Source organism: Streptomyces sp. NPDC058741 (genome assembly GCF_042746715.1).
In the GTDB taxonomy this organism is placed as follows: domain Bacteria; phylum Actinomycetota; class Actinomycetes; order Streptomycetales; family Streptomycetaceae; genus Streptomyces.
This window is the reverse complement of the sequence record NZ_JBHYQH010000049.1, coordinates 19354-39696: the sequence shown is the minus strand read 5'-3', so window position 1 is coordinate 39696 and position 20343 is coordinate 19354. Positions and strand designations below refer to the sequence as shown.

At 70.9% G+C, this 20343-nt stretch carries 16 protein-coding genes and 1 pseudogene; 9 read left to right on the top strand and 8 right to left on the bottom strand.

The genetic code is table 11. The features are described 5' to 3' along the window. The first annotated feature begins 65 nt into the window (after positions 1-65). Positions 66-1118 (top strand): LacI family DNA-binding transcriptional regulator, encoded by a 1053-nt coding sequence (locus tag ACFW6P_RS28190; protein WP_386359525.1) that lies wholly within the window; start codon positions 66-68, stop codon positions 1116-1118. Further along, complete coding sequence (locus tag ACFW6P_RS28185; RefSeq protein WP_386359524.1) at positions 1115-3070, top strand: DUF2264 domain-containing protein; 1956 nt, start codon at positions 1115-1117, stop codon at positions 3068-3070. Before ACFW6P_RS28190 ends, ACFW6P_RS28185 begins: the two co-directional genes overlap by 4 nt. 907 nt (positions 3071-3977) lie before the next feature. Here ACFW6P_RS28185 and ACFW6P_RS28180 read toward each other — a convergent pair. From ACFW6P_RS28180 to ACFW6P_RS28165, 4 genes are all read right to left on the bottom strand, one after another. Next, on the bottom strand, positions 3978-4775 hold the full coding sequence (locus ACFW6P_RS28180; RefSeq protein WP_386359523.1) for a DUF427 domain-containing protein: 798 nt from the start codon (positions 4773-4775) through the stop codon (positions 3978-3980). A gap of 213 nt (positions 4776-4988) precedes the next feature. Beyond that, the gene (locus ACFW6P_RS28175; RefSeq protein ID WP_386359522.1) at positions 4989-5204 is read right to left on the bottom strand and encodes an alpha-hydroxy-acid oxidizing protein; all 216 of its coding nucleotides are present in this window, start codon (positions 5202-5204) and stop codon (positions 4989-4991) included. A gap of 38 nt (positions 5205-5242) precedes the next feature. Next, complete coding sequence (locus ACFW6P_RS28170) at positions 5243-6208, bottom strand: SDR family NAD(P)-dependent oxidoreductase (protein ID WP_386359521.1); 966 nt, start codon at positions 6206-6208, stop codon at positions 5243-5245. 351 nt (positions 6209-6559) lie between these two features. Then, positions 6560-7867, bottom strand: a complete 1308-nt coding sequence (locus ACFW6P_RS28165; protein ID WP_386425270.1) for a glycoside hydrolase family 32 protein — start codon at positions 7865-7867, stop codon at positions 6560-6562. 105 nt (positions 7868-7972) lie between these two features. On the opposite strand from ACFW6P_RS28165, the gene ACFW6P_RS28160 reads away from it, so the two are divergent. From ACFW6P_RS28160 to ACFW6P_RS28140, 5 genes are all read left to right on the top strand, one after another. Then, positions 7973-9031, top strand: coding sequence for a LacI family DNA-binding transcriptional regulator (locus ACFW6P_RS28160; protein WP_386359519.1), 1059 nt, complete (start codon positions 7973-7975; stop codon positions 9029-9031). A 214-nt stretch (positions 9032-9245) separates the two neighbouring features. Further along, on the top strand, positions 9246-10541 hold the full coding sequence (locus ACFW6P_RS28155) for an ABC transporter substrate-binding protein (protein WP_386359518.1): 1296 nt from the start codon (positions 9246-9248) through the stop codon (positions 10539-10541). Positions 10542-10638: 97 nt separating this feature from the next. Then, on the top strand, positions 10639-11619 hold the full coding sequence (locus tag ACFW6P_RS28150; protein ID WP_386359517.1) for a carbohydrate ABC transporter permease: 981 nt from the start codon (positions 10639-10641) through the stop codon (positions 11617-11619). Then, a complete protein-coding gene (locus tag ACFW6P_RS28145) occupies positions 11616-12548 on the top strand; it encodes a carbohydrate ABC transporter permease (RefSeq protein ID WP_386359516.1) in 933 nt (310 codons plus the stop codon). Before ACFW6P_RS28150 ends, ACFW6P_RS28145 begins: the two co-directional genes overlap by 4 nt. Before the next feature lie 93 nt (positions 12549-12641). After that, positions 12642-12905 carry a hypothetical protein gene (locus tag ACFW6P_RS28140; protein ID WP_386425267.1) on the top strand — a complete coding sequence of 88 codons (264 nt, stop codon included), beginning with the start codon at positions 12642-12644 and terminating at the stop codon, positions 12903-12905. A gap of 581 nt (positions 12906-13486) precedes the next feature. Here the strand turns inward: ACFW6P_RS28140 and ACFW6P_RS28135 are convergent. Next, positions 13487-14107, bottom strand: coding sequence for a haloacid dehalogenase (locus ACFW6P_RS28135; RefSeq protein ID WP_386425264.1), 621 nt, complete (start codon positions 14105-14107; stop codon positions 13487-13489). A 139-nt stretch (positions 14108-14246) separates the two neighbouring features. Here ACFW6P_RS28135 and ACFW6P_RS28130 point away from each other — a divergent pair. Beyond that, a pseudogene (locus tag ACFW6P_RS28130) lies at positions 14247-15349 on the top strand (methionine adenosyltransferase); the annotation flags it as partial. A 75-nt stretch (positions 15350-15424) separates the two neighbouring features. Here ACFW6P_RS28130 and ACFW6P_RS28125 read toward each other — a convergent pair. Then, positions 15425-16789 (bottom strand): acyltransferase, encoded by a 1365-nt coding sequence (locus ACFW6P_RS28125; protein WP_386425262.1) that lies wholly within the window; start codon positions 16787-16789, stop codon positions 15425-15427. A gap of 289 nt (positions 16790-17078) precedes the next feature. On the opposite strand from ACFW6P_RS28125, the gene rfbH reads away from it, so the two are divergent. Beyond that, positions 17079-18380: a lipopolysaccharide biosynthesis protein RfbH gene (gene rfbH / locus ACFW6P_RS28120; protein WP_386425259.1), complete on the top strand. Its 1302-nt coding sequence runs from the start codon at positions 17079-17081 to the stop codon at positions 18378-18380. Positions 18381-18459: 79 nt separating this feature from the next. Here rfbH and ACFW6P_RS28115 read toward each other — a convergent pair whose 3' ends face one another. Together ACFW6P_RS28115 and ACFW6P_RS28110 are read right to left on the bottom strand one after the other, a co-directional pair. Beyond that, a complete protein-coding gene (locus tag ACFW6P_RS28115) occupies positions 18460-19683 on the bottom strand; it encodes a macrolide family glycosyltransferase (RefSeq protein ID WP_386425256.1) in 1224 nt (407 codons plus the stop codon). A gap of 49 nt (positions 19684-19732) precedes the next feature. Beyond that, positions 19733-20341: a dTDP-4-dehydrorhamnose 3,5-epimerase family protein gene (locus ACFW6P_RS28110; RefSeq protein WP_386359575.1), complete on the bottom strand. Its 609-nt coding sequence runs from the start codon at positions 20339-20341 to the stop codon at positions 19733-19735. Between the last annotated feature and the right edge of the window lie 2 nt (positions 20342-20343).

The following is a 20343-nucleotide window of genomic DNA, read 5'->3' as shown; positions in this document are numbered from 1 at the left end:
ATAGACAGGGAGGCGAGCCCATGGCTCGTGGCCGCAACTCCGGAGGCCGCGCGACCATTCGCGACGTGGCCGAGCGCGCGAGCGTGTCCGTCGCAACGGTCTCGCGCATTCTCAGCGGCTCCTACACCGCACCACCGGAGACGCACGAGCGGGTCATGCAGGCCGTCCATGACCTGGACTACGTCGTCAACTCCAGCGCCCGTTCACTCAGTACCCCTTCCGGGCTGGTGGCGATGATCGTCAACGACATCACGTCCCCGTTCTTCATGAACATCGCCTCCGGAGTCGAGGAACAGGCGGTCGCCGACGGGCGGGTCTGCCTGGTCTCCTCGACCCAGGGCGTGCCCGGGCGGGAACTGTCGATGATCAACCTGATGCGTCAGCGCGGCGTGGACGCGGTGCTCCTCGTCGGCGGCATGGCGGAGGACCAGGAGCATCTGGCCGAGCTGGCCGCCGCGGCCCAGCGGATGGAGCGTGCCGGGTCGCGTCTGGTGCTCTGCGGCCGGCCGTGGAACGGCCCGCAGGCGCCGCTCGACGTGGTGGAGTGCGACATGGAGAACGGCGCCTTCGCCGCCACCAGTCATCTGCTGTCCGCGGGGCACACCCGCGTGGCGCACCTGGCCGGCCCCCACGAGTTCAGCATCGCCGGCCAGCGCCTGGCGGGCTACCGGAGGGCTCTGGACGCGTACGGGATCACGCCCGACCCGGCCCTGGTGGCCGAGAGCGACATGACCCGCGAGTCCGGCTACGAAGCCGCCCGGCACCTGCTCACCGACACCGACGCCACGGCCGTCTTCTGCGCCAACGACCTGAGCGCGGCCGGTGCCATCGCCGCCGCCCGCGATCTGGGCCGCTCGGTGCCGGACGACCTCTCCGTCGTGGGCTTCGACGACATCCCGCTGGCCGAGGACCTCTACCCGACGCTGACCACCGTGCACGTGCCGCAGCAGGAACTGGGCCGCTCCGCGACCCGCCTCGCTCTGCACCGGCGGGCCACCGACCCTCCGCGGCGCCACGTCGTCCTCGGCTCGCACATCGTCGTGCGCGACTCCGTCGCGCCACCGGCCGCGCTGAACGGGACCGGAAAAGCCCTCAAGGTGAAGGAGACCGCACGGTGACACCCGAGGACCGACTGCTGTCGCCGTACACGGGATGGACGCGCGCGCACTGGGAGACCCTGGCCGACAGACAGCTCACCGCCGTACGTGCCCACGCCACCGAGCGGCACGCCCTGATCGGACTGCCGGGCCCCGCCAGCCGCCAGGGCAGGCACAGCGACGGTCTGGAAGGGTTCGCCCGCACTTTCCTGCTGGCCGGTTTCCGCCTCGCGCGCTCCGGCGACACCGACCCGGCGGGACACGCCGAGTGGTATGCCAAAGGCCTGGTCGCGGGCACCGACCCGCGCTCCCCCGAGCGCTGGCCGCGCCTGACCGAGTGCGGTCAGGCGAAGGTCGAGTGCGCCTCCGTCGCCATCGCGCTGCACGAGACACGGCCGTGGATCTGGGACCGGCTCGACGACCCGGCACGGCAGCGGATCGTCGAGTGGATGACCGACATGCACGGTACCGAGGTCCCGGACAACAACTGGGTGTGGTTCCGCGCCGTCACCTCCGCCTTCCTCCGGTCGGTCGGCGCCCCGTGGTGCCCGGCGGACATCGAGCACGCGGTGGCCCGGACCGAGGAGTGGTACGCGGGGGACGGCTGGTATGCCGACGGCGGCGGGCGCGAAGGGTTGGGCCTGCGCCACTTCGACCACTATTCCGGCTGGGCCATGCAGTACTACCCGCTGTGGTACTGCCGGATCTCCGGCCCCGCGGCAGCACCGGGGCTGCTGTCCCGCTACCGCGACCGGCTGCGCCGCTACCTCGACGACGTCCAGTACCTGGTGGGTGACGGCGGGCGGCCGTTGCTGCAGGGCCGTTCGCTGACCTACCGCTACGCCGCACTGTGCGCGTTGTGGACGGGCGCCGTCTTCGACGCCACGCCCCTTCCCCCCGGACGCACCCGGCGGCTGGCCAGCGGCATGCTGCGGCACTTCACGGACGCCGGCGCCTTCGACGCGCGGGGACTGCAGCCGCTGGGCTGGCACGGGGAGTTCCCCTCCCTGCGCCAGCCGTACTCCGGACCGGGTTCGCCGTACTGGTCGAGCAAGGGTTTCGCCGGTCTGGTACTGCCGGCCCAGCACCCGGTGTGGACCGAGAGGGAGCAGCGACTCCCCTGCGAGCTCGGGGACTTCGAACGGCGGCTGCCCGCGCCCGGCTGGCTGGTGCGCGGCACGGCGGCGGACGGCGTGGTCCGGGTCGTCAATCACGGCAGCGACCACGCCACGCACCCCACGGCGGAGTCGGACGACCCCGCCTACGCACGCCTGGCGTACGCCACCCACGCCTTCCCCGACAGCACCGACGACGCACTCACGGATCCCGTCGACTCCCACCTCGCGCTGCTGGACGCCGGGGGCCGCCCCTCCCACCGCCGGCCGCTGACCCGCCTGCACCTGGACGAGCGCACCGCCGTCTCGCGTCACCGGGCGCACTGGCCGCTCGGGCCGGTACCCGCGCCGTACGCCCACGACCTCCAACCGGAATTCCGCCTGGGCCCCTGGATCACCAGCGCGTCCGTGCTGCACGGCCCCCTGGAGCTGCGCCTCGCCCGCGTCGACGGGCCCTTCGAGGAGCCGCTGCGACTGCGGCTGGGGGGCTACTGCCTCGCGTCGGACACCCCGCCCGCCACGGACGGCCACCCCTCACCCGGTGTCCGGGTGAGCCGTCCCGACGGGCTGATGAGCAGCGTCGTCGGTGTCCGAGGCTTCGACCGGGCGGGCGTCACGTCCGCGCAGGGCGGCAACGCGCTCGGGCGGCACTCCGCGGCCCCCTGGCTCGCCACGTCGGCACCGGTCGAAGCGGGCGCGGTGTACGGGGCGCTGGTGTGTCTGTCGGGCGAGCTCCACGGCCAGGACGCGGCGACACGGTTGCGGCTGATGGTGACCCACGAGGCCGACGGCACCGCCGACGTCCGAGTCGACTGGGGGGACGGCACGCAGGACACCGTCCGGCTCCCACCCCTCTGACCCCGGGGTGCCTGCGGGGCCGCCGCGGTCTCCCACGCTCCGGCAGCGGTCTTCCTCGTCTCGGCTGGCTCGCGCTCCCTTCGCCCGGCATCGAGGAGAACTGTCACACCGTCGTTCCCTGGGGTGCGGACGGCTCTTCTCGGCAGGAGTCGTAAGTCCTTGGTCAAGCGAAACGAGAGCCCCTCATCACCGGGCCCGTCGATGCCCCCGGACCGTGTGACACCCCCGGATCATGAACGGCAAGGTGGGAAGTCGTGCCGGACCCGAAGGCCGAGGTGCCGTTGGGGAGCCACGAATGAGGTAAACCGGCGGGAACCAGGGCGGTTGCGGGACACGGACGTCCGGTGTCCGCGTCCCGCGACCACGGCTCAGGTGCCGTTGATCGGCCGCGTCGCCCGATCGGGGCTGAACTGCCCTGCGCGCACGGTGGAGGCGATGGCCGCACTTCCCGTCAAAGACACCCGGCTGCTTGACCCACTGCAGCAGGTCGGCACGCGGCCGGTCGGTGGGGGCACGCCGGGCTTCCGGCCGGCCGGGTTGCAGCACGCGCCGTTGGAGCGGTTGCCGTTTCGGCTGGTGTCGATCACGAAGTGCGCGCCACCGCCGCCGAGCGCCGAGCGCCGAGTTGATCTTGTTGCCGTACGACACCGAACCGGAGGTCGTACGGAAGTCGGACACGCTGAGCGAGAAACCGCGGATGCCGCCGACACCGGCGTCGCGCAGCCGGCTCGCCATGGTCGCCGGGTCCACCCGTCCGCTGTGGCCCGCGTCCAGGTAGGCCCGGGTGCTGGGCGCCTTCTGCTGGAAGGTGTCCGCCGCTTGGGCTTCAGGTCCGGGCGCAGGGCTCGGGCTGCGAGGAGGCGGGGCGTCAGGCCGTGGCGGCGACGGCTCTCGCCGTTGTCGCCTCTCACCACAGGTGGGTGCCCGGGGCGCCCTTGAACGGGCCCTGCACCTCCGCGGTGATCCAGCCGCCGTAGAAGTCGCCTTCCTGTGCCGTGGCCTCCTCTCCGTCGACGGTGCAGCGGTCCATGCGGCTCGGGTAGAAGGCGAAGAAGCCGGCGAGGGACGCGTAGTCGGGCTTGGGACGGGGATAGCTCCATGCGGCGCGAGCGCGTACGTCGTCTCCCACGATGACGTCCCAGTAGCGAGCCGATCCCTTCCATTCGCACCAGGTCCGGCCCGCGGCCGCCGGGATGAGAAGCTCCGTTCGGACGTCCTGCGGAGGGATGTAGAACACGGGGGGATGGCTGGTCTCCAGTACCCGGACGGCTCTGCGGGTCTGGGCCAGCGTCTGGCCCGCGCACTCGACCCGCACGTGACGGTCGTCCTCCCGCAGGACAGGGGGCCGCGGGTAGTTCCAGACCGACTCGGGTGTCCGCGGGGCGGAACGCGGGACCGGCTCTTCGAGCGGGTCCAGATACACCTCGTGCTCGTAGCACCAGGCCCATTGCCGGTCGCGTGCCAGGGCGCGTGCCACGGGGTGTGTGCTGGAGTCGAAGTGGGCTGTGGCGTGAGCGCCCGGTGAGCTGTCGCTGCAGCCCACATGGCCACAGGTGAGGCACAGCAGCAGGTCTGCCGGTACGCGTCCGCGCACCGCGCAGGACGCGCACGTCCTGCTCAGCGGCGGTGGGTCGGCCGTCCAGGTGTGGGAGCAGGGCTTGCCCGAGGGGCGTCCGCCGTCGCGCCGGGGCGTCCATCTCGTCATCGCTGATCACCGGCCTGTGCAGTCGACATCACGCTTCTCGGCAGCGCTGCTGCCCGGCCCATGCCCGTGTCGGTCACACTCTCTCCTCCGCGGTCGTTGTCTCCCTGATGTCGTTTCGCTCCGACACCGCACAGGAGATGCAGGCCACCGGGCGCTTTGTCCCCAGGGGGGACTCTCCACACCCGAGGTCTGCGGCACTGGCCGTGGGCGGTCTCAGGGGCCGCCCTGAAGCAGGTCCGCGTCGATGTCCTCCAGCCGTGCGCAGCCGGCCAGGGCCATGGCGGTCGACAGCTGTGCGCGGTAGGAGTCCAGCAGGGCGGTCACCCCCGCGGCGCCGCCGAGTGCCAGGGCCCACACCACCGGGCGTCCCAGGAGGACGGCCCTTGCGCCCAGGACCAGGGCGACCAGGACGTCGGTGCCGGTGCGCACACCCCCGTCGACGGCCGCAAGCCGCAGTCGGCTGGGGCTCAGACCGCGAAGGCGTTCACCCCCGTCAGCTCCGCCGAAAGCTCCCACAGACGACGCGCCTGCTCCGGGTCGGTGGCCCAGGACTTGACGCCGGTCCTGCCGCTGTCGGCGCCGGCGGCTTCGGCGATGTCGCAGTCCTCCAGGTAGACGCCGCCGAGCCCGTGCAGCTGGGGTGAGGTGACCGCCCAGACCTGCGTGGCCGCGCCCTGCTCGGCGCTCTTGAACCCCGCCGGGTCAAGTGGCCTGCCCTCCTGGTCGATCCAGCCGAGTTCGACCATCTCCTCCTTGGGGAGGTGACGCTGGAGGGGTGTGAGGATGCCACCGGGGTGGAGGGAGAAAGCTCGTACCCCGTGGTCCCGGCCCAGTCGATCGAGATGGACCGCGAACAGCACGTTGGCCGTCTTCGCCTGCCCGTAGGCCTGCCACTTGTCGTAGCCGCGCCGCCAGTGGACGTCGTCCCAGCGGATAGCCGAGAGGTGGTGCCCGCGGGAGGAGACGGAGACGACGCGGGCGCCGCCCGGTGCGATCGCTGGCCACAGCCGGTTCACCAGGGCGTAGTGCCCGAGATGGTTCGTCGCGAACTGGGCTTCCCAGCCCGGCCCGACGCGCGTTTCCGGGCACGCCATGATCCCGGCATTGTTGATCACGAAGTCGATGGTGCGGCCGGAGTCCAGGAAGCCGTCGGCGAAGCCGCGGACGCTGCCGAGGTCGCTCAGGTCGAGGGTGCTCACCTCGACGTTCTCCATCCCGGCGAGCGCCTCCTGGGCGGCGGAGGGGCGACGGGCGGGGACGACGACCTGGGCCCCCACCCTGGTCAGCGCGCGCGTGGTCTCCAGACCGAGGCCCGAGTAGCCGCCGGTGACGATCGCGAGTTTCCCGGTCAGGTCGATGCCGTTGACGACGTCGGCGGCGGTGCTCGCGGCGCCGAATTCCGAACCGATCCTGTGCTGCGGAGTAGTGGTCATACCGGGAACGCTACGAATTGGAGTGCTCTCGAAGTCAAACGGGCGCACTCGGACGGCCCGCTCTTCGTCGCGCCTGGCTCCCTTCCACTCGTCGGCACGAGGAATCGCGTGGGGGTGCCGAAGTGGGCGAAGTCGACGGCGGTGTTGGCGGGTCCGCCGTCGGGCAGGACCCGCAGGTGAGGTCGCCGGGCCGGGTGAGACGGTGTCGACGGAGGGGTCAGCGACGCACTCGACCAGGACCGTGATGGTGTCGGTGACCATACAGACGTGCTTTCCCTCAGTGGAATGAACTCCGTCGGACAGGGACCGCCCCTCTGCGGCGCGCCCCCGTCCGTCCGGCACCTGGCGCCGTCATCCGGTGTCGGAACCGGCAGCCGGGCCGGTCAGGCGATCCGGGCGCGTGAGTTCCCAGACCTCGGCCCGGCCGGCCGCCGTGTCGGCGTCGCCCCTTAGACGCAGTTCGGTGACCTCGGTGATGCGCAGGTCGGACCAGGTTCCCGCCACGCCGTCGCGGAAGACTTCGACGATGCCGGCGTCCCAGAACAGCCGCAGGGGTCCGTCCAGGCCGGTGAACGCTCCGAGATCGACCGTCATCTCCGATCCGTCCGGGGAACGCAGGGCGACAGCCCACACGCGGTCGGCGGCCTCGGTGTCGAGCACCAGTTCCCCTGCGGTCCTCTCCTGGCCGAGGACGCTCTCACCGATCACCGGGACAACCGTGGCGTTCCGCCGAAGCCGTATCAGTTCGACGGCAGGAGCGCAGTGCAGGCGCCCGTCGCGCACAGAGACCTCGCGCGGCAGGGTCATGAACCCCACCGCCGGGCCGTCGAGCCCGGCGGGGTCCTGGTGGGTGCGGACCCAGCCGAACTGGATCCGCCGACCGTCCGCAGCCCAGTACGACTGCGGCGCGTAGAAGCAGTGGCCGACATCCGCGACGCCGGTCCTGTCCACCAGAAAGCCCTCATCCGTGGCGGTGCCGGTCATCCACCAGACCTCGGGCCCTTCCTCGCCGTTCTCATGGATGACCGAGACCAGCAAGGCCCCCGTGTCCTGGGAGGTGAAGTAGTCCGGGCACTCCCACACCCGGCCGGGCACCTCGGCGGCGGCCCGGTCCACGAAGACTCCGTCGTAGTCCCACGCACGCAGGTCGGCCGAGGACAGCGCGAACAGCGAGCCCCCGTGTTCACCGCGGGCGCCCGCGACGAGCTGCCGCCACCGGCCGCCCTCGCGCCAGACGCTGTGGTCGCGGAATTCGGTGATGTCGGCGGCGGGCGGCGCGGGGACGAGGGGGTTGGCGCCGTCCTTGACGAATGCCGACAGCGCGTCGTCGGTGGCGCGTGCGAGGCAGGGAAGCTGGGCGTCGTCGAGTACGCCCGTGTACAGGATCGAGACGCCGTCGTCGTGTTCTACGGCGCAGCCCGAGAAACAGGCGGTCGCGTCGTAGGGCGCGGTTCCGGCCGGGCCGGGGACGAGCGCGACCTCGTGTTCGGTCCAGGTGAGCAGGTCCGGGGAGCTGGCGTGGCCCCAGTGCTGGTTGGTGAACTCGGTGCCGTCCGGGTTGTACTGGTAGAAGAGGTGGTGCCGCCCCTTCCAGTGGATCAGTCCGTTGGGGTCGTTCATCCAACCCTTAGCGGGCGCGTAGTGGAGCCATGCGGGCATGCCGGAGATTCCTCTCATTCACAGTCTGAATGCGGTGAGGGACACGCGGGCTGATCGATGCGGTGACCGGTTCTCAGCCGGGTGGGTGTCTCGTACTCTTTCGGCGTGTCAACCCATGAAGATCACCGACCGAAGCCGGCCCGGGCACGCCGGACCGACGTCGCCCGCCTGGCCGGTGTCTCGCCCGCGACCGTCTCGTTCGTGCTCAACCGGACGGCCGGGCAGACGATCAGCGACGAGACCCGCCAGCGGGTCCTGCAGGCGGTCGCCGAACTCGACTACCGGCCCAACCGGGCCGGGCAGGTGCTGCGTCAGGGGCGCAGTGCGACCATCGGCTTCGTGAGCCACGACGTGGACTTCGGCGTGTTCGCGGCCTCCGCCATCAAGGGAGCGCACGAGGCGTCCGTACGGCACGGCAACCTGCTGCTCGTGGTGAACACCGGCGGATCGAACCGCCAGGCGGACCAGCTGGTCGGCGAGCTGCTCGACCGGCAGGCCGACGCCCTGATCTTCGCGGCGGCCGGCACCCGGTCCGTGGTCATCCCGAAGCACGCCGAGCGGGTCCCGACGGTTCTGCTGAACTGCTTCACGCCGGACGATCCGGTTCCGACGATCCTGCCGGACGAGGAGCGCGGCGGCAGGGAGGCGACCCAGGCGCTCCTCGACCTCGGACACCGTGACATCGCCTACCTCACCGGCACGCCCAGCGCCTGGGCCACGAAGGCCAGGCTGCGCGGCTTCCGTGGTGCACTGCGTGCGGCGGGGCTGGACCCGAAGAACCGCGCCGTGCTGTCCGGCAACTACCAGGCCGACTCCGGCCACGAGCTGGCCCGCACTCTGCTGCGGCGCAGCCGCCGGCCGACCGCGATCATGTGCGGCAACGACCGCATGGCCGTCGGCGCACTGCTCGCGCTGCTGGAGGCGGGCCTCCGTGTGCCCGAGGACGTGTCGGTCATGGGCTACGACGACCAGTTCCAGCTCGCCGCGGAGATCCACCCGGCGCTGAGCACCGTACGGCTGCCGTACGACGCGATGGGCCGGCTCGCCGCCGAGCAGCTGGCCGCGGGCGGCCCGGCCGTGCGGGCGGGGCGTACCCTCGTCCACTGCCCGCTGGTGGTGCGCGACTCCACGGCGTCTCTGGCCGGGGAGCCCGGGGGGCCCTGAGGGCGACCAGCCCCGCCGCGACGCCAGGACCTCCATGAACAACTCCCTCGTAACGAGTTCTTGACGTGAGAAGCAGGCGCGGACTAGCTTGCGGCCACTAACCGGAATTAGTAACGCGTCATGGTGGCCCGACGCAAGGACCGCTCAGGCAGGCGGGATCACCTCAGGCAGAGACGTCGACTCCGACGCCGGCTCGCCGCCCAAGGAGGAACACATGCCCACACGGAAGCTGATGCTCGGCGTGAATGCGCTCGGCGCCCTCTCGCTGCTGGCCACCGGCTGCTCGTCCGGTTCCGGCGGCAGCGCGGGCGGCACGAAGACCGTCACGGTCTGGACGAGCGTGGACCAGCCCATCATCGACGGCCTCAAGGCCAAGCTCGCCCCCGAGGCCGAGGCGCAGGGCATCACCGTCCAGTGGCGCAGGGTCGACAACATCAGCCAGCTGCTGGTGCAGAAGGTGCAGGCGAACGACGCCCCCGACATCGCGCTCATGCCGCAGCCCGGCATCATCAAGGACCTCGCGGCCAAAGGCAAGGTCACCCCGCTGGACGACGTCCTCGACGTCCCGGCACTGGAGAAGAGCATGACGGCCGGCACCATGGACGTCGCCAAGGTCGACGGCAAGACCTATGGCGTGATGGTCAGCATGAACGTCAAGGGCCTGGTCTTCTACCCGAGGAAGGCGTTCGAGTCCGCCGGCTACACCGCACCGAAGACCATCGACGAACTCAACGCCCTCACCGCGAAGATCAAGGCCGACGGCAAGACGCCCTGGTGTCTGGGCATCGAGTCCGGCACGGCGACCGGCTGGCCGGTCACGGACTGGTTCGAGAACCTGGTCCTGAAGTACGGCGGCATCGACAAGTACAACGAGTGGATCTCCCACAAGATCAAGTTCGACTCGCCCCTGGTCCGCCAGGCCGCGGCCGAGTTCGAGAAGATCGCCTTCACCGAGGGCAACGTCCTGGGCGGCCGCAAGTCGATCGCCAGCAACGCCTTCGGGACCGCGGGCAATGCGATGTTCAACAGCAAGCCGGGCTGCTACATGTACCAGCAGGGCAGCTTCATCACCGGCTTCTTCCCCAAGAACGTCCAGAAGAACCTGGACAGCGAGGTCGGCGTCTTCGGCCTGCCCCCGGTCGCCGCGGGCGGCGACAACCCCGTCGAGGGCGGCGGTGACATCGCCTCCCTCTACAAGGACAGTCCGGCCGCCCGCAAGGTCATGAAGCTGCTCGCGGCCACCGATCTCGGCACCACCGCGGCGGGCAACGGCTCGTCCTTCATCTCCCCGCACAAGGACTTCCCGCTCAGCGCCTACCCGCTGAAGACCACCCAGTCGATCGCCAAGATCGCCTATGACTCCACCGGCTTCGCCTTCGACGGCTCCGACGCCATGCCGACCGCCGTCGGCACCGGCACCTTCTGGAAGGACACCACCGCCTGGGTCGCGGGCGAGCAGTCACTGGACACCACACTGAAGAACATCGACGCAAGCTGGCCCGACAGCTGACCACACGCGGCACAACAGCCGGGACGGGGCACCTGCCTGCGTCCCGGCCGGCGCCGGACACAACCCGCACCACCAGCGTTCGAGGAAGGGAACAGTCGTGGTCAGCCAAGTACTCTCGACGGCGCTCACGGTGCTGGCGGGCGTAGCCGCCGCACTGGCCGTCTACTGGGTGCTCAACAAGCTCGCCGAAGCCCTGCCGGGCCGCTGGGAGGACCGGATCAAGCCGTACCTCTACATTGCGCCTGCCGTCGCGGCCATCGGGGTCTACCTGGTCTATCCCACGGCCGTCACCATCGTCGACAGCCTCAGGAACAGCGACGGCACCCGGTTCGTCGGCTTCGACAACTTCGTCCAGTTGCTCAAGACCCCCGCCTTCCGCCAGACCCTGCTCAACTCGCTGCTGTGGATCGCCCTCGTCCCCGCCGCCTGCATCGTCGTGGGTCTGCTCGTCGCCGCGCTCGCCGACCGCCTCACCTCCAGAGCGGAGAAAGCGGCCAAGACCATCATCTTCATGCCCATGGCCATCAGCGCCGTCGGCTCGGCCACCGTGTGGCGCTTCATGTACGCCACCCAGCCCCCCGGCACACCGCAGACGGGCCTGCTCAACGGCATCGTCACCGCCTTCGGCCGCGACCCGGTCCCCTGGCTGCAGCAGAGCACCCTGCACGCCAACAGCCTGCTGCTCATGGTCATGCTGCTCTGGGGTCAGGCCGGGTTCTCCATGGTGCTGCTGTCCGCGGCCATCAAGGGAGTGCCCGCCGACACCCTGGAGGCTGCCCGGCTGGACGGCGCGAAGGAGATGCGGATCTTCTGGCGGATCATCATCCCGCAGATCAAGGGAACGCTCATCACGGTCTTCGTCACCGTCCTCATCGGTGTCATGAAGGTCTTCGACGTGATCTACGTGATGACCAACGGCTCCTTCAACACCAACGTCGTCGGCCTGGAGTTCTTCAACCAGCTGTACACGAACTACAACTACGGCTACGCGTCGGCGGTCGTCGTCATGCTGCTCGTCGCCATCGTGCCGATCATGATCTACCAGATTCGCCAGTTCAGGGCGGAGGAGTCGGCATGACCACCCACACGACCAGCAAGATCATCCCGGCCTCAGCGCGCGGCACGCTCCCGTTCAGCAGGGGATCCCGGGTGCCTTCGGGTAGGCCCGGCCGGCGCGGCCCGCTGCCGGTCAGACTGAGCGTGCTGTTCGTCTGCGCCCTGTGGATCGTGCCCGCCCTCGGTGTGGTCCTCACCTCCTTCCGCAGCGTCGACGACGCGAACTCCAGCGGCTGGTGGACTCTGTTCGCCCACCCCGGCGGCTTCACCGACCTGACCCTGGGCAACTACTCCCGGGCCATCGAGCAGGCCGACCTCGGCACCGCCTTCCTCAACAGCGTGGCCATCACCCTCCCGGCGGTCTTCCTGCCCCTCCTCGTCGCCGCGTTCGCCGCCTACGCCTTCACCTTCATGACCTTCAAGGGACGCGACAGCCTCTTCATCGTCATCGTCGCGCTGCTCGTGATGCCGAACTACGTCGCCTTCGTCCCCATCATCAAGCTCTACGCCTCCGTGCACCTCAACGGCACCTTCCCCGGCGCCTGGCTCGCGCACATCGGTTTCGGCATGTCGATGGCCATCTACCTCCTGCGCAACTACATGGCCACCCTGCCCAAGGACGTCATCGAGTCCGCCAAGATCGACGGGGCCAGCCACTTCCAGACCTTCTACCGCCTCATCCTGCCCATGTCGGCGCCCGCACTGGCATCTTTCGCGATCTTCCAGTTCCTCTGGGTGTGGAACGACCTCCTCGTCGCCCTGATCTTCGTCGGCCCCGGTGACAAGCAGCCCGTCACCGTAGCCACCAACAGTCTGCTCGGACAGCAGGGCACCGGCTGGGAACTCGTCACCGCCGGCGGCCTGTTCTCCATGCTCGTCCCGATCCTGGTCTTCCTAAGCCTCCAGCGGTACTTCGTCCGCGGCCTCACCAGCGGAGCCGTCAAGGGCTGACGCGGGCCGTCTTACGTCCCCGACCTCGCCGCGACGACAGCCGCCGAGCCGCGGCCACCTCTCTCCCCCACGCACAGCAGGGAACCCACCCACGTGAGCAGCCCAGACGACTCCTGGTGGCGCTCCGCGGTCATCTACCACGTCTACATCCGCAGCTTCGCCGACGGCGACATCGTCCCGAACCACACCTCCGACCAGAACGCTCGGTTCCATCAGGCGTTGGCCGCGGCTCCCGGCCCGGAACGAGACCGGTTCATGGTCCGTGAGGGGAGAGGGGAGGACGGCAGCGAACCGCCCGACGACCGGCACGCGGCCTTCGGCGGCCCCACCCGGACCCGCGCACCGGAGGGCCAGTGATACCTCCACCTCTTCGCCCCCGCACAGCCCGACCTCAACCGGGACAACGCACAGGTCCGCACCTGGGAACGCTCCGCCCACACCGTCCGAGGCCGCGACGGCTGCCGCGTCCCCCTCCCCTGGACCGGCGACACGCCACCCTTCGACTTCAGCGCAACCCTCTCCTCCACCCCCTGGCTCCCCCAGCCCGCCGGCTGGAAGTTCTACACCGCGGAGGCCGACCGCCCCTCCGTGCTCCAGCTCTACGGCTGCGCCCTGCGCGTACGCCTGCGCCGCACCGAAGCCGGCCCGCGTCAGGAATCGTGTCCTGAGCTGGTTCTTCTCGTTGTTCCGGCATGGAGGGAACTACTGAAGTCCAGCGCTGGGCTGCCGAACTGGAGTCGGTCTTCGCGCTGGTTGCGGGCCGGTAGGGGCGGGCGGACCTGTGGTGGCGGATGCGGGACTACGTCCGTGGTCTGCTGGAGCCGGTGGGTCGGAAGAACGGGTGGCAGCTGGCCGAGTACGCAGGACATCGCGACCCCGGACATGAACCTGCCCGGGAATGACCAAGGGCAGTTCGTGACGGGGCGCCGCCCGAGACGTCAGTGCCGGGCCGCGGCGAGGTTCCGCAACGCCGGGATCACCGCGCGCAGGTCGTCGCCCCGGACCGCCGTGGTGGCGTGGTCACCGGTGTGGGGCGGTGCGTTGAAGGCGATGCCCAGGCCTACGGAGTCGAACAGGGGGCCGTCGGCCGGACAGGCGCCCACGGCGGCGCAGTCCCGCAGGGCGACGCCGAGTTCGTCCGCCCGACGGCGGGCGAACTCGCTCTCGTCCGTGAGCACGGGTGAGTCGCCGACCCTGCCCGTGAAGCGGCCGTGCGACGTCTCCAGGGAGCAGCCGAAGTAGGAGTGGACGCCGAACCGGTCGGCGAGATGTGCGCCGACCGGGGACCAGGTGAGGCTGGAGATGACCGGCACCAGGCCGTTGCCCCAGCACCAGTGGGTGGTCTCCGCGACACCCGGAAGCAGGGGAAGAGCAGTGAGCTGGGTGTGCAGGTCCCCTTCGGCGACACCCTTCCAGCGCGCCGCGTCGGTCTCCCCCGAGGTGTGCGGGCTCGACGGCCCGCTCAGACCGAGGCGCTCCTCGAGCAGGCGGGACAGACTGCCTCCCCGGACCAGAACGCAGTCCAACGAGAAGAACACGGCGGCGGTGTGACCAAACATGGGTCTTTGACTATGCCACCCGTGAGGGGGCTCACACCAGAGATGTGTGGATTCTTTCACGACTGGTCGCACCGGGCCCGCTCGCTCCAGGGATCTCCTGGTCGGGGGGACGCCGGCATGGGGGGGGGGGGGGACCGTCATCGCGCTCACCGCACCGTCCCCTCCCACCTGGAGAGTCACGACCCGTCGCCCGTTCACCTCGGAGTCCGTGGCCGAGGGTCACCCCGACAAGATCGCTGACCGGATCAGCGACTCGGCGCGTTGCTCCGCGAGGACCCGGCCTCCCGGGTCGCCCTCGAGACCTGATCACCGCTGGCCCGGTGCAGGTGGCCGGCGAAGTCACCACCAAGGCGTACACGGCATCGCGACGTTGGTGCGCGACATCACCCTGGAGATCGGCTACGACTCCTCGAAGAAGGGCGATCGGCGCGCAGTCCCCGGACATCGCCCGGGGGGGGTGAGCACCGGCGGCGCGGGTGACCAGGGTCTGATGTTCGGCTACGCGACGGGAGAGACGCCGACGCTGACGCCGCTGCCGGTGCTCCTCGCCCACCGTCTGTCCAAGCGCCTGTCGGACGGGCGCAGGAACAAGGCGATCCCTGCGTCCGGACGGCAGGACCCAGGTCACCATCGAGTACGACGGGGACACGGCGGTCCGTCTGGACACCGTGGTGGTCTCCTCCCAGCACGCCTCCGACATCGACCTGGAGTCACCGCCGGCGCGCGACATCCGGGAGTTCGGGGTCGAGCCGGAGCTCAGGGTGCTGCTGGACCACGGCATCAAGCCGGACACGGAGAACCACCGGTCGCCGGTGAACCCCACCGGAACTTCGACACACCTACGGCGGCACGGCCCGCCACGACGGCGGCGCACTCTCCGGCAAGGCCCCCTCCACGGTGGACCGCCCGGTGGCGTCCACGATGCGCTGGGTCGCCAAGAACGTGGTGGCGGCGGGGCCCGCCGGGCGCTGCGAGGTACAGGTGGCCTACGCGAGCGGCAAGGCCGAGCCGGTGGGCCTGTTCGTGGCGGCCTTCGGTACCGCCAGGGTCGGCACCGAGAGGATCGGGCGAGCCATCGACGGGGGCTTCGACCTGCGCCCGGCCGCCGTCATCCGCGAACGGGACCTGCTGCGCCCGACCTGCGCCCGGACCGCCGCCTACGGCCATTTCGACCGTGAGCTGCCCGATTCCACCTGGGAGCGCACCGACCGCTTCCCCGCCCTGCGCGAGGCCGCCGGGACTGAAGGCACGGACCGCGCCGAGGGGCCTGCCGGGACCGCCGGTCACGGCAGGCCCCTCGCGCTCCACCCCGGACGGTCAGAGTCGGCCCGGACGCGCGGCGGGGTCGCGCAGACGCCCGGCCCACTGAGGGCCGCACAGGGCGTCGGCGGCGTCTCGGGGGACGCTCAGGTGGACGTCGCGGCTGTGGTCGTCGTCCGGGGTCGGCGTCACGAGGACGGTCCACGGGACGGGACTTGCCGGGAACTCGAACCAGAACGGCCGCCCGGCGCCGAACTCGACGGCGTAGACGGGGAGCCGGCTGGCGTTGTTGAGGGCGACGGTGTCCTCGAAGGCGTCCAGGGCCATGCGGCTGAACACCCGACCGGAACGGCCCGCCGAGCGCTGGGCCTGCAGGAAGGCGGCCTCCCGGCGGATCCGGTCGGGGGTGACGCGGTCCAGGGCTGCGCGCACGGCCGCGACCGTGTGGGCCAGGGGTTCCTCCCGCAGTTCCCGGGCCGGGAGCGTGGCCGTGGTGTTGGAGACGGCGTTGCCCCAGTAGCCGTCTGGGAGGCGGTCCTTGAGCGCCGCGCGCAGCGCGACCACGATCCCCAGACGCTCCTGCGCACCGGCTTCCCGGGCACGCAGCGCGCCGAGCACGCGCCACAGGTGCGCGCCGAGGGCGTCGCCGCTCGACGCGGGCGGCCGGCCGGCGTCCTGTCCCGCACGCGCCGCCTCACGCAGGGCGAGGACCTCGTCGGCGGTGAAGCGGACGGTGATCGTGCGCATGGTCCGCGCGCCGGCGTTGACCTTCCAGATGAACCCGATCTTCCGGCGCCTCGTGAGCACGGTGTACTGAGGGTCGTCCGGCGCCGGACGCACGCCGGCGGCGAGCCGCTCGAGGGGAGTGCGGTCGTACGGTACGGGCCGGAGCTCCCGGCCCGCGTGCGCGGCGGACCACTGGAGCAGGAAGTCCAGGTATGCGCCGCCGTCGACCACGGCATGGTTGACGCAGACCCCGAGCACGGAGCCACCGCCGCGCATGTGGGTGACCTTGACGGAGAGCAGCGGGGTGTCGTGGCCGACGACACGGAAGGCGTTGACGGAGTGGAGGTAGCGGCGCAGGTCCTGCCGGGCCGGACGGTCCGGTCCGTAGTCGGGCATGGCCCGGTCCGAGTGGACGACGGAGAAGACCGCGCCGGCGTCGTCGCAGGCGACGCTGAGTCCGCCGTCCGGGTCACGTTCGAGGCGTCCGGTGAGCAGCGGATAGTGGGCGAGCGTGCGGCGCAGGGAGTCTTCGAGGGCGTCGGCGTCGAGCGTCCGCCGGTAGAAGAAGGTGCGCTGCGTGGCGAAGGTGCCGTTCACCAGGTCGTGCACACTGAGCCGGACACGCTCGCCGGACGGCCCTCCGCCGCGCAGGAGCGCGGTGCGCACGGGGTTGCCCGGGGGGCGGCCGATCGTCATAGGCGTCTCCAGAGGCGTACGGAGGCCCGCGTCGGGCCATGACCCCAGCCTGCCGGGCCGGGGTTCGTGAATTCCCTAGAGTCGCGGGCGGCGGCGCGGCCCGGCGGCGCGCCGACGGCGGTCATTGTTTGGTCAATCCCTAGATTCGGCCGGTGTCTGTGGCCCGCGCCCCCGGCCGCGTGCTGCTCTGGGGTTCCCCGATCGAACGATACGGGCGTGGGGACCCGCTTCGACTGCGAGCCGGCCGTACGTCTCGTCCCCACCGGCACACATCAGGAGGCCATCAGCCGTGGGGAACGACAAGTCCGAGATCCTCGACCTGGTCCGCGCGTACCACCGTTCCAGCACCCCACCGACGTTCGTTCCCGGTGTCACACCGGTACAGGCCTCGGGTGCTGTGCTCAGCGAGGACGACCGGGTGGCCCTGGTGGAGGCCGCGCTGGACATGCGCATCGCCGCCGGGGTCAGCTCCCGCCGGCTGGAACGTTCGCTGGCCCGGTACTTCGGCCTGCGCAAGGCGCACCTGACCAATTCCGGATCGTCCGCGAACCTGCTGGCGCTGGCCAGCCTCACCTCTCCGCAGCTCGGCGAGGACCGGCTGAAACCGGGCGACGAGGTGATCACCGTCGCAGCCGGCTTTCCCACGACGGTCAACCCCATCCTGCAGAACGGCCTGACGCCGGTCTTCACCGACATCGAGCTGGGCACCTACAACGCCTCACTGGAGCGGGTGGAGCAGGCGATCGGCCCGCGGACCCGGGCCATCATGATGGCGCACGCGCTGGGCAACCCCTTCCAGGTGCGGGAGATCGCCCAACTGGCTGAGGACCGGGGCCTGTTCCTCATCGAGGACAACTGCGACGCCCTGGGCAGCACCTACGGCGGACAGTTGACCGGCACCTTCGGCGACCTGGCGACGGAGAGCTTCTATCCCGCCCACCACATCACGACCGGTGAGGGCGGCTGCGTCCTCACGGACAACCTGATCCTGGCGCGGATCGTGGAGTCGATGCGCGACTGGGGCCGCGACTGCTGGTGCGAACCGGGTGAGGACAACCGGTGTTTCAAGCGGTTCGAGCAGCAGATGGGTTCACTGCCCGAGGGCTACGACCACAAGTACATCTTCTCCCACGTGGGCTACAACCTGAAGTCGACCGACGTCTCGGCGGCGCTCGGGCTCACGCAACTGGAGCGGATCGAGGAGTTCGGCCGGGCCCGCCGTCACAACTGGGACCTGCTGCGCAAGGGCCTGGACGGGCTGCCGCACCTGCTGCTCCCGGAGGCGACGCCGGGCAGCGATCCCAGCTGGTTCGGCTTCGCCATCACCGTCGATCCGCACGCACCGTTCGCGCCGGGGGCCCTCATCGACCACCTGGAGTCCAGCAGGGTCGCCACCCGCCGCTTCTTCGCGGGTAACCTGACACGGCACCCGGCTTACGAGGGACGGGAGTTCCGGGTGAGCGGGCCGCTCACCAACAGCGACATCACGACCGAGCGGACGTTCTGGATCGGGGTGTACCCGGGCCTGACCGACGAGATGATCGACCACAGCATCAACACCGTGATCGAGTACGTGACGCTGCCGCACTGACGTCGCGCACGCCGACGGGGTGGGCCCGGCACCACGTGGTGCCGCGCCCACCCCGTCGGCGTGCGCGTGCGTGGGGCGCTCAGCCCGCCGCGGGCACCGCGGGGGACCGTGCGGCCCACGCCTCCAGCAGGTCGGCGGCGCGGGGGGCACCGCCCGCGTCCCGCACGGCGTCGCGCATGCGCGACAGGGCGGCCGGTGCCGCGGGGTCGGCGAGGAGTCCGGCCACCGTTTCCGCGAGATCCCGGGCGGTCAGGCCGGCGCGCGGAAGGGTGCGCCCCACCCCGCACTCCTCCAGGCGCCGTGCGCTCAGCTCCAGTTCGTACGCGTGAGGCAGGGCGACCACCGGTGTTCCACAGGCCAGCGACTCCATGAGGCTGCCCATGCCCGCGTGACACACGAACACGTCGGCGTGCGGCAGCACGGCGGGGTGCGGCAGCCAGGAGTGGGCCTCGACATGCGCGGGCAGCGGCCCCAGGAGGGCGGGGTCGGTGTCCCGGCCGAGCGTCATCACGACGTGCCACCCGTCCGCGGGGAACGCCTCGGCGCACAGCCGGAAGAGGTCACCGCGGTCCCCCGACTCCGTGCCCAGCGAGACCAGGGCGACGCGGCGTCCGTCGGAGGGCGGCGACCACAGGCCCGGGCCGGGTTCGGTGAAGGTGGGGCCCACGAAGGCGAACCGGTCGTCGAAGCCGTCCCCCTCGATCTGGAAGACACGCGGCAGGAAGACGAGGTTGCGCTCGTCCCACTCGGTGCCGTAGCGGCCCATCTCCTCCAGTCCGATGCCGTGCGCGCCCATGAAGTCGACGAGCACCCGGGCGCCCTCCGCCATCAGCGGATGCCCGGCCTCCCAGAGCTGGGCGCGCAGGGAGAAGGTCTCGTTGGCCGCGTGGCTCGGGCAGACCTGCACCGGCACGGCGTCCAGGACACGGGCGACGACCCGGCCGGCGGCGACGGTCTCGAAGTCGTACAGCAGCACGTCGGGCGGGTCGGCGGCGAGGGCGTCGCGGGCGGCGGGGAAGACGGTGCGGACCGTGTCCACGAGGAGGTCGTAACCGTCGCGGGCGAGCCGGTCGGGGTTCGGGTCGGCGGCGCGGTAGAAGTCGCCGCGCGCGGAGGTGTAGGTGACGGCGCGGGCGCCGCAGTCCTCGACGAGCGGGGCGAACCGTCCGTCGACGACGTAGGTGACGCGGTGGCCGCGGGCGACGAGTTCGCGGGTCACCCCCAGGGTGGGGGCGATATGGCCGAAGTCCGCGAAGAGCAGCAGGGCGTAGTGGCGGGCGGGTGCGGGTGCGTCGGGCGGCATCGGCTCTCCGATGGGTGCGTGCCGCCCGGAGGGCCGGGCGGCCGGTGGGTCAGCGGGCGTCCTCGCGCAGTGCCTCGTAGTGCGCCAGGCAGTCCTCGTAGGTCGCCAGGAGTCCGGTGTCCCGGGCCTCGGCCACGGAGATGGCCGAGGAGTCCTTCCGCGACATGAGGGGTGCCTCCGACAGACTCCAGGGCAGGGCGAGATCCGGGTCGAAGGGGTCGATGTCCACCTGTGTGCCGGGCACGAACTCGGTGGAGCACAGGTACGACACGCAGGTGTCGTCGGTGAGGGCGAGGAAGCCGTGCACCAGTCCCTCGGCGACGAACAGCGTGTCCCCCGACTCGGCGGACAGCCGGTTCGCCTCGTGCACTCCCCAGGTCGGGGAGCCGACCCTCAGGTCCACCACGATGTCGAGGACCGCGCCGCGCACCACGCACACCACTTTCGCCTGTCCCGGCGGCAGCAGCGTGCCGTGCAGTCCGCGCAGGGTGCTGCGGCGCGACACCGAGTAGTTCACCTGAGCCACAGGCACCGGGCGGCCGAGCTCCTCGGCCAGCCTGTCGTGCCGGAACGACTCGTAGAAGCTGCCGCGCTCGTCTCGGAGTTGGTGCGGGGTGATGTGGTAGGCGTCCGGCACAGCCGTCTCTCGAACCTTCATGG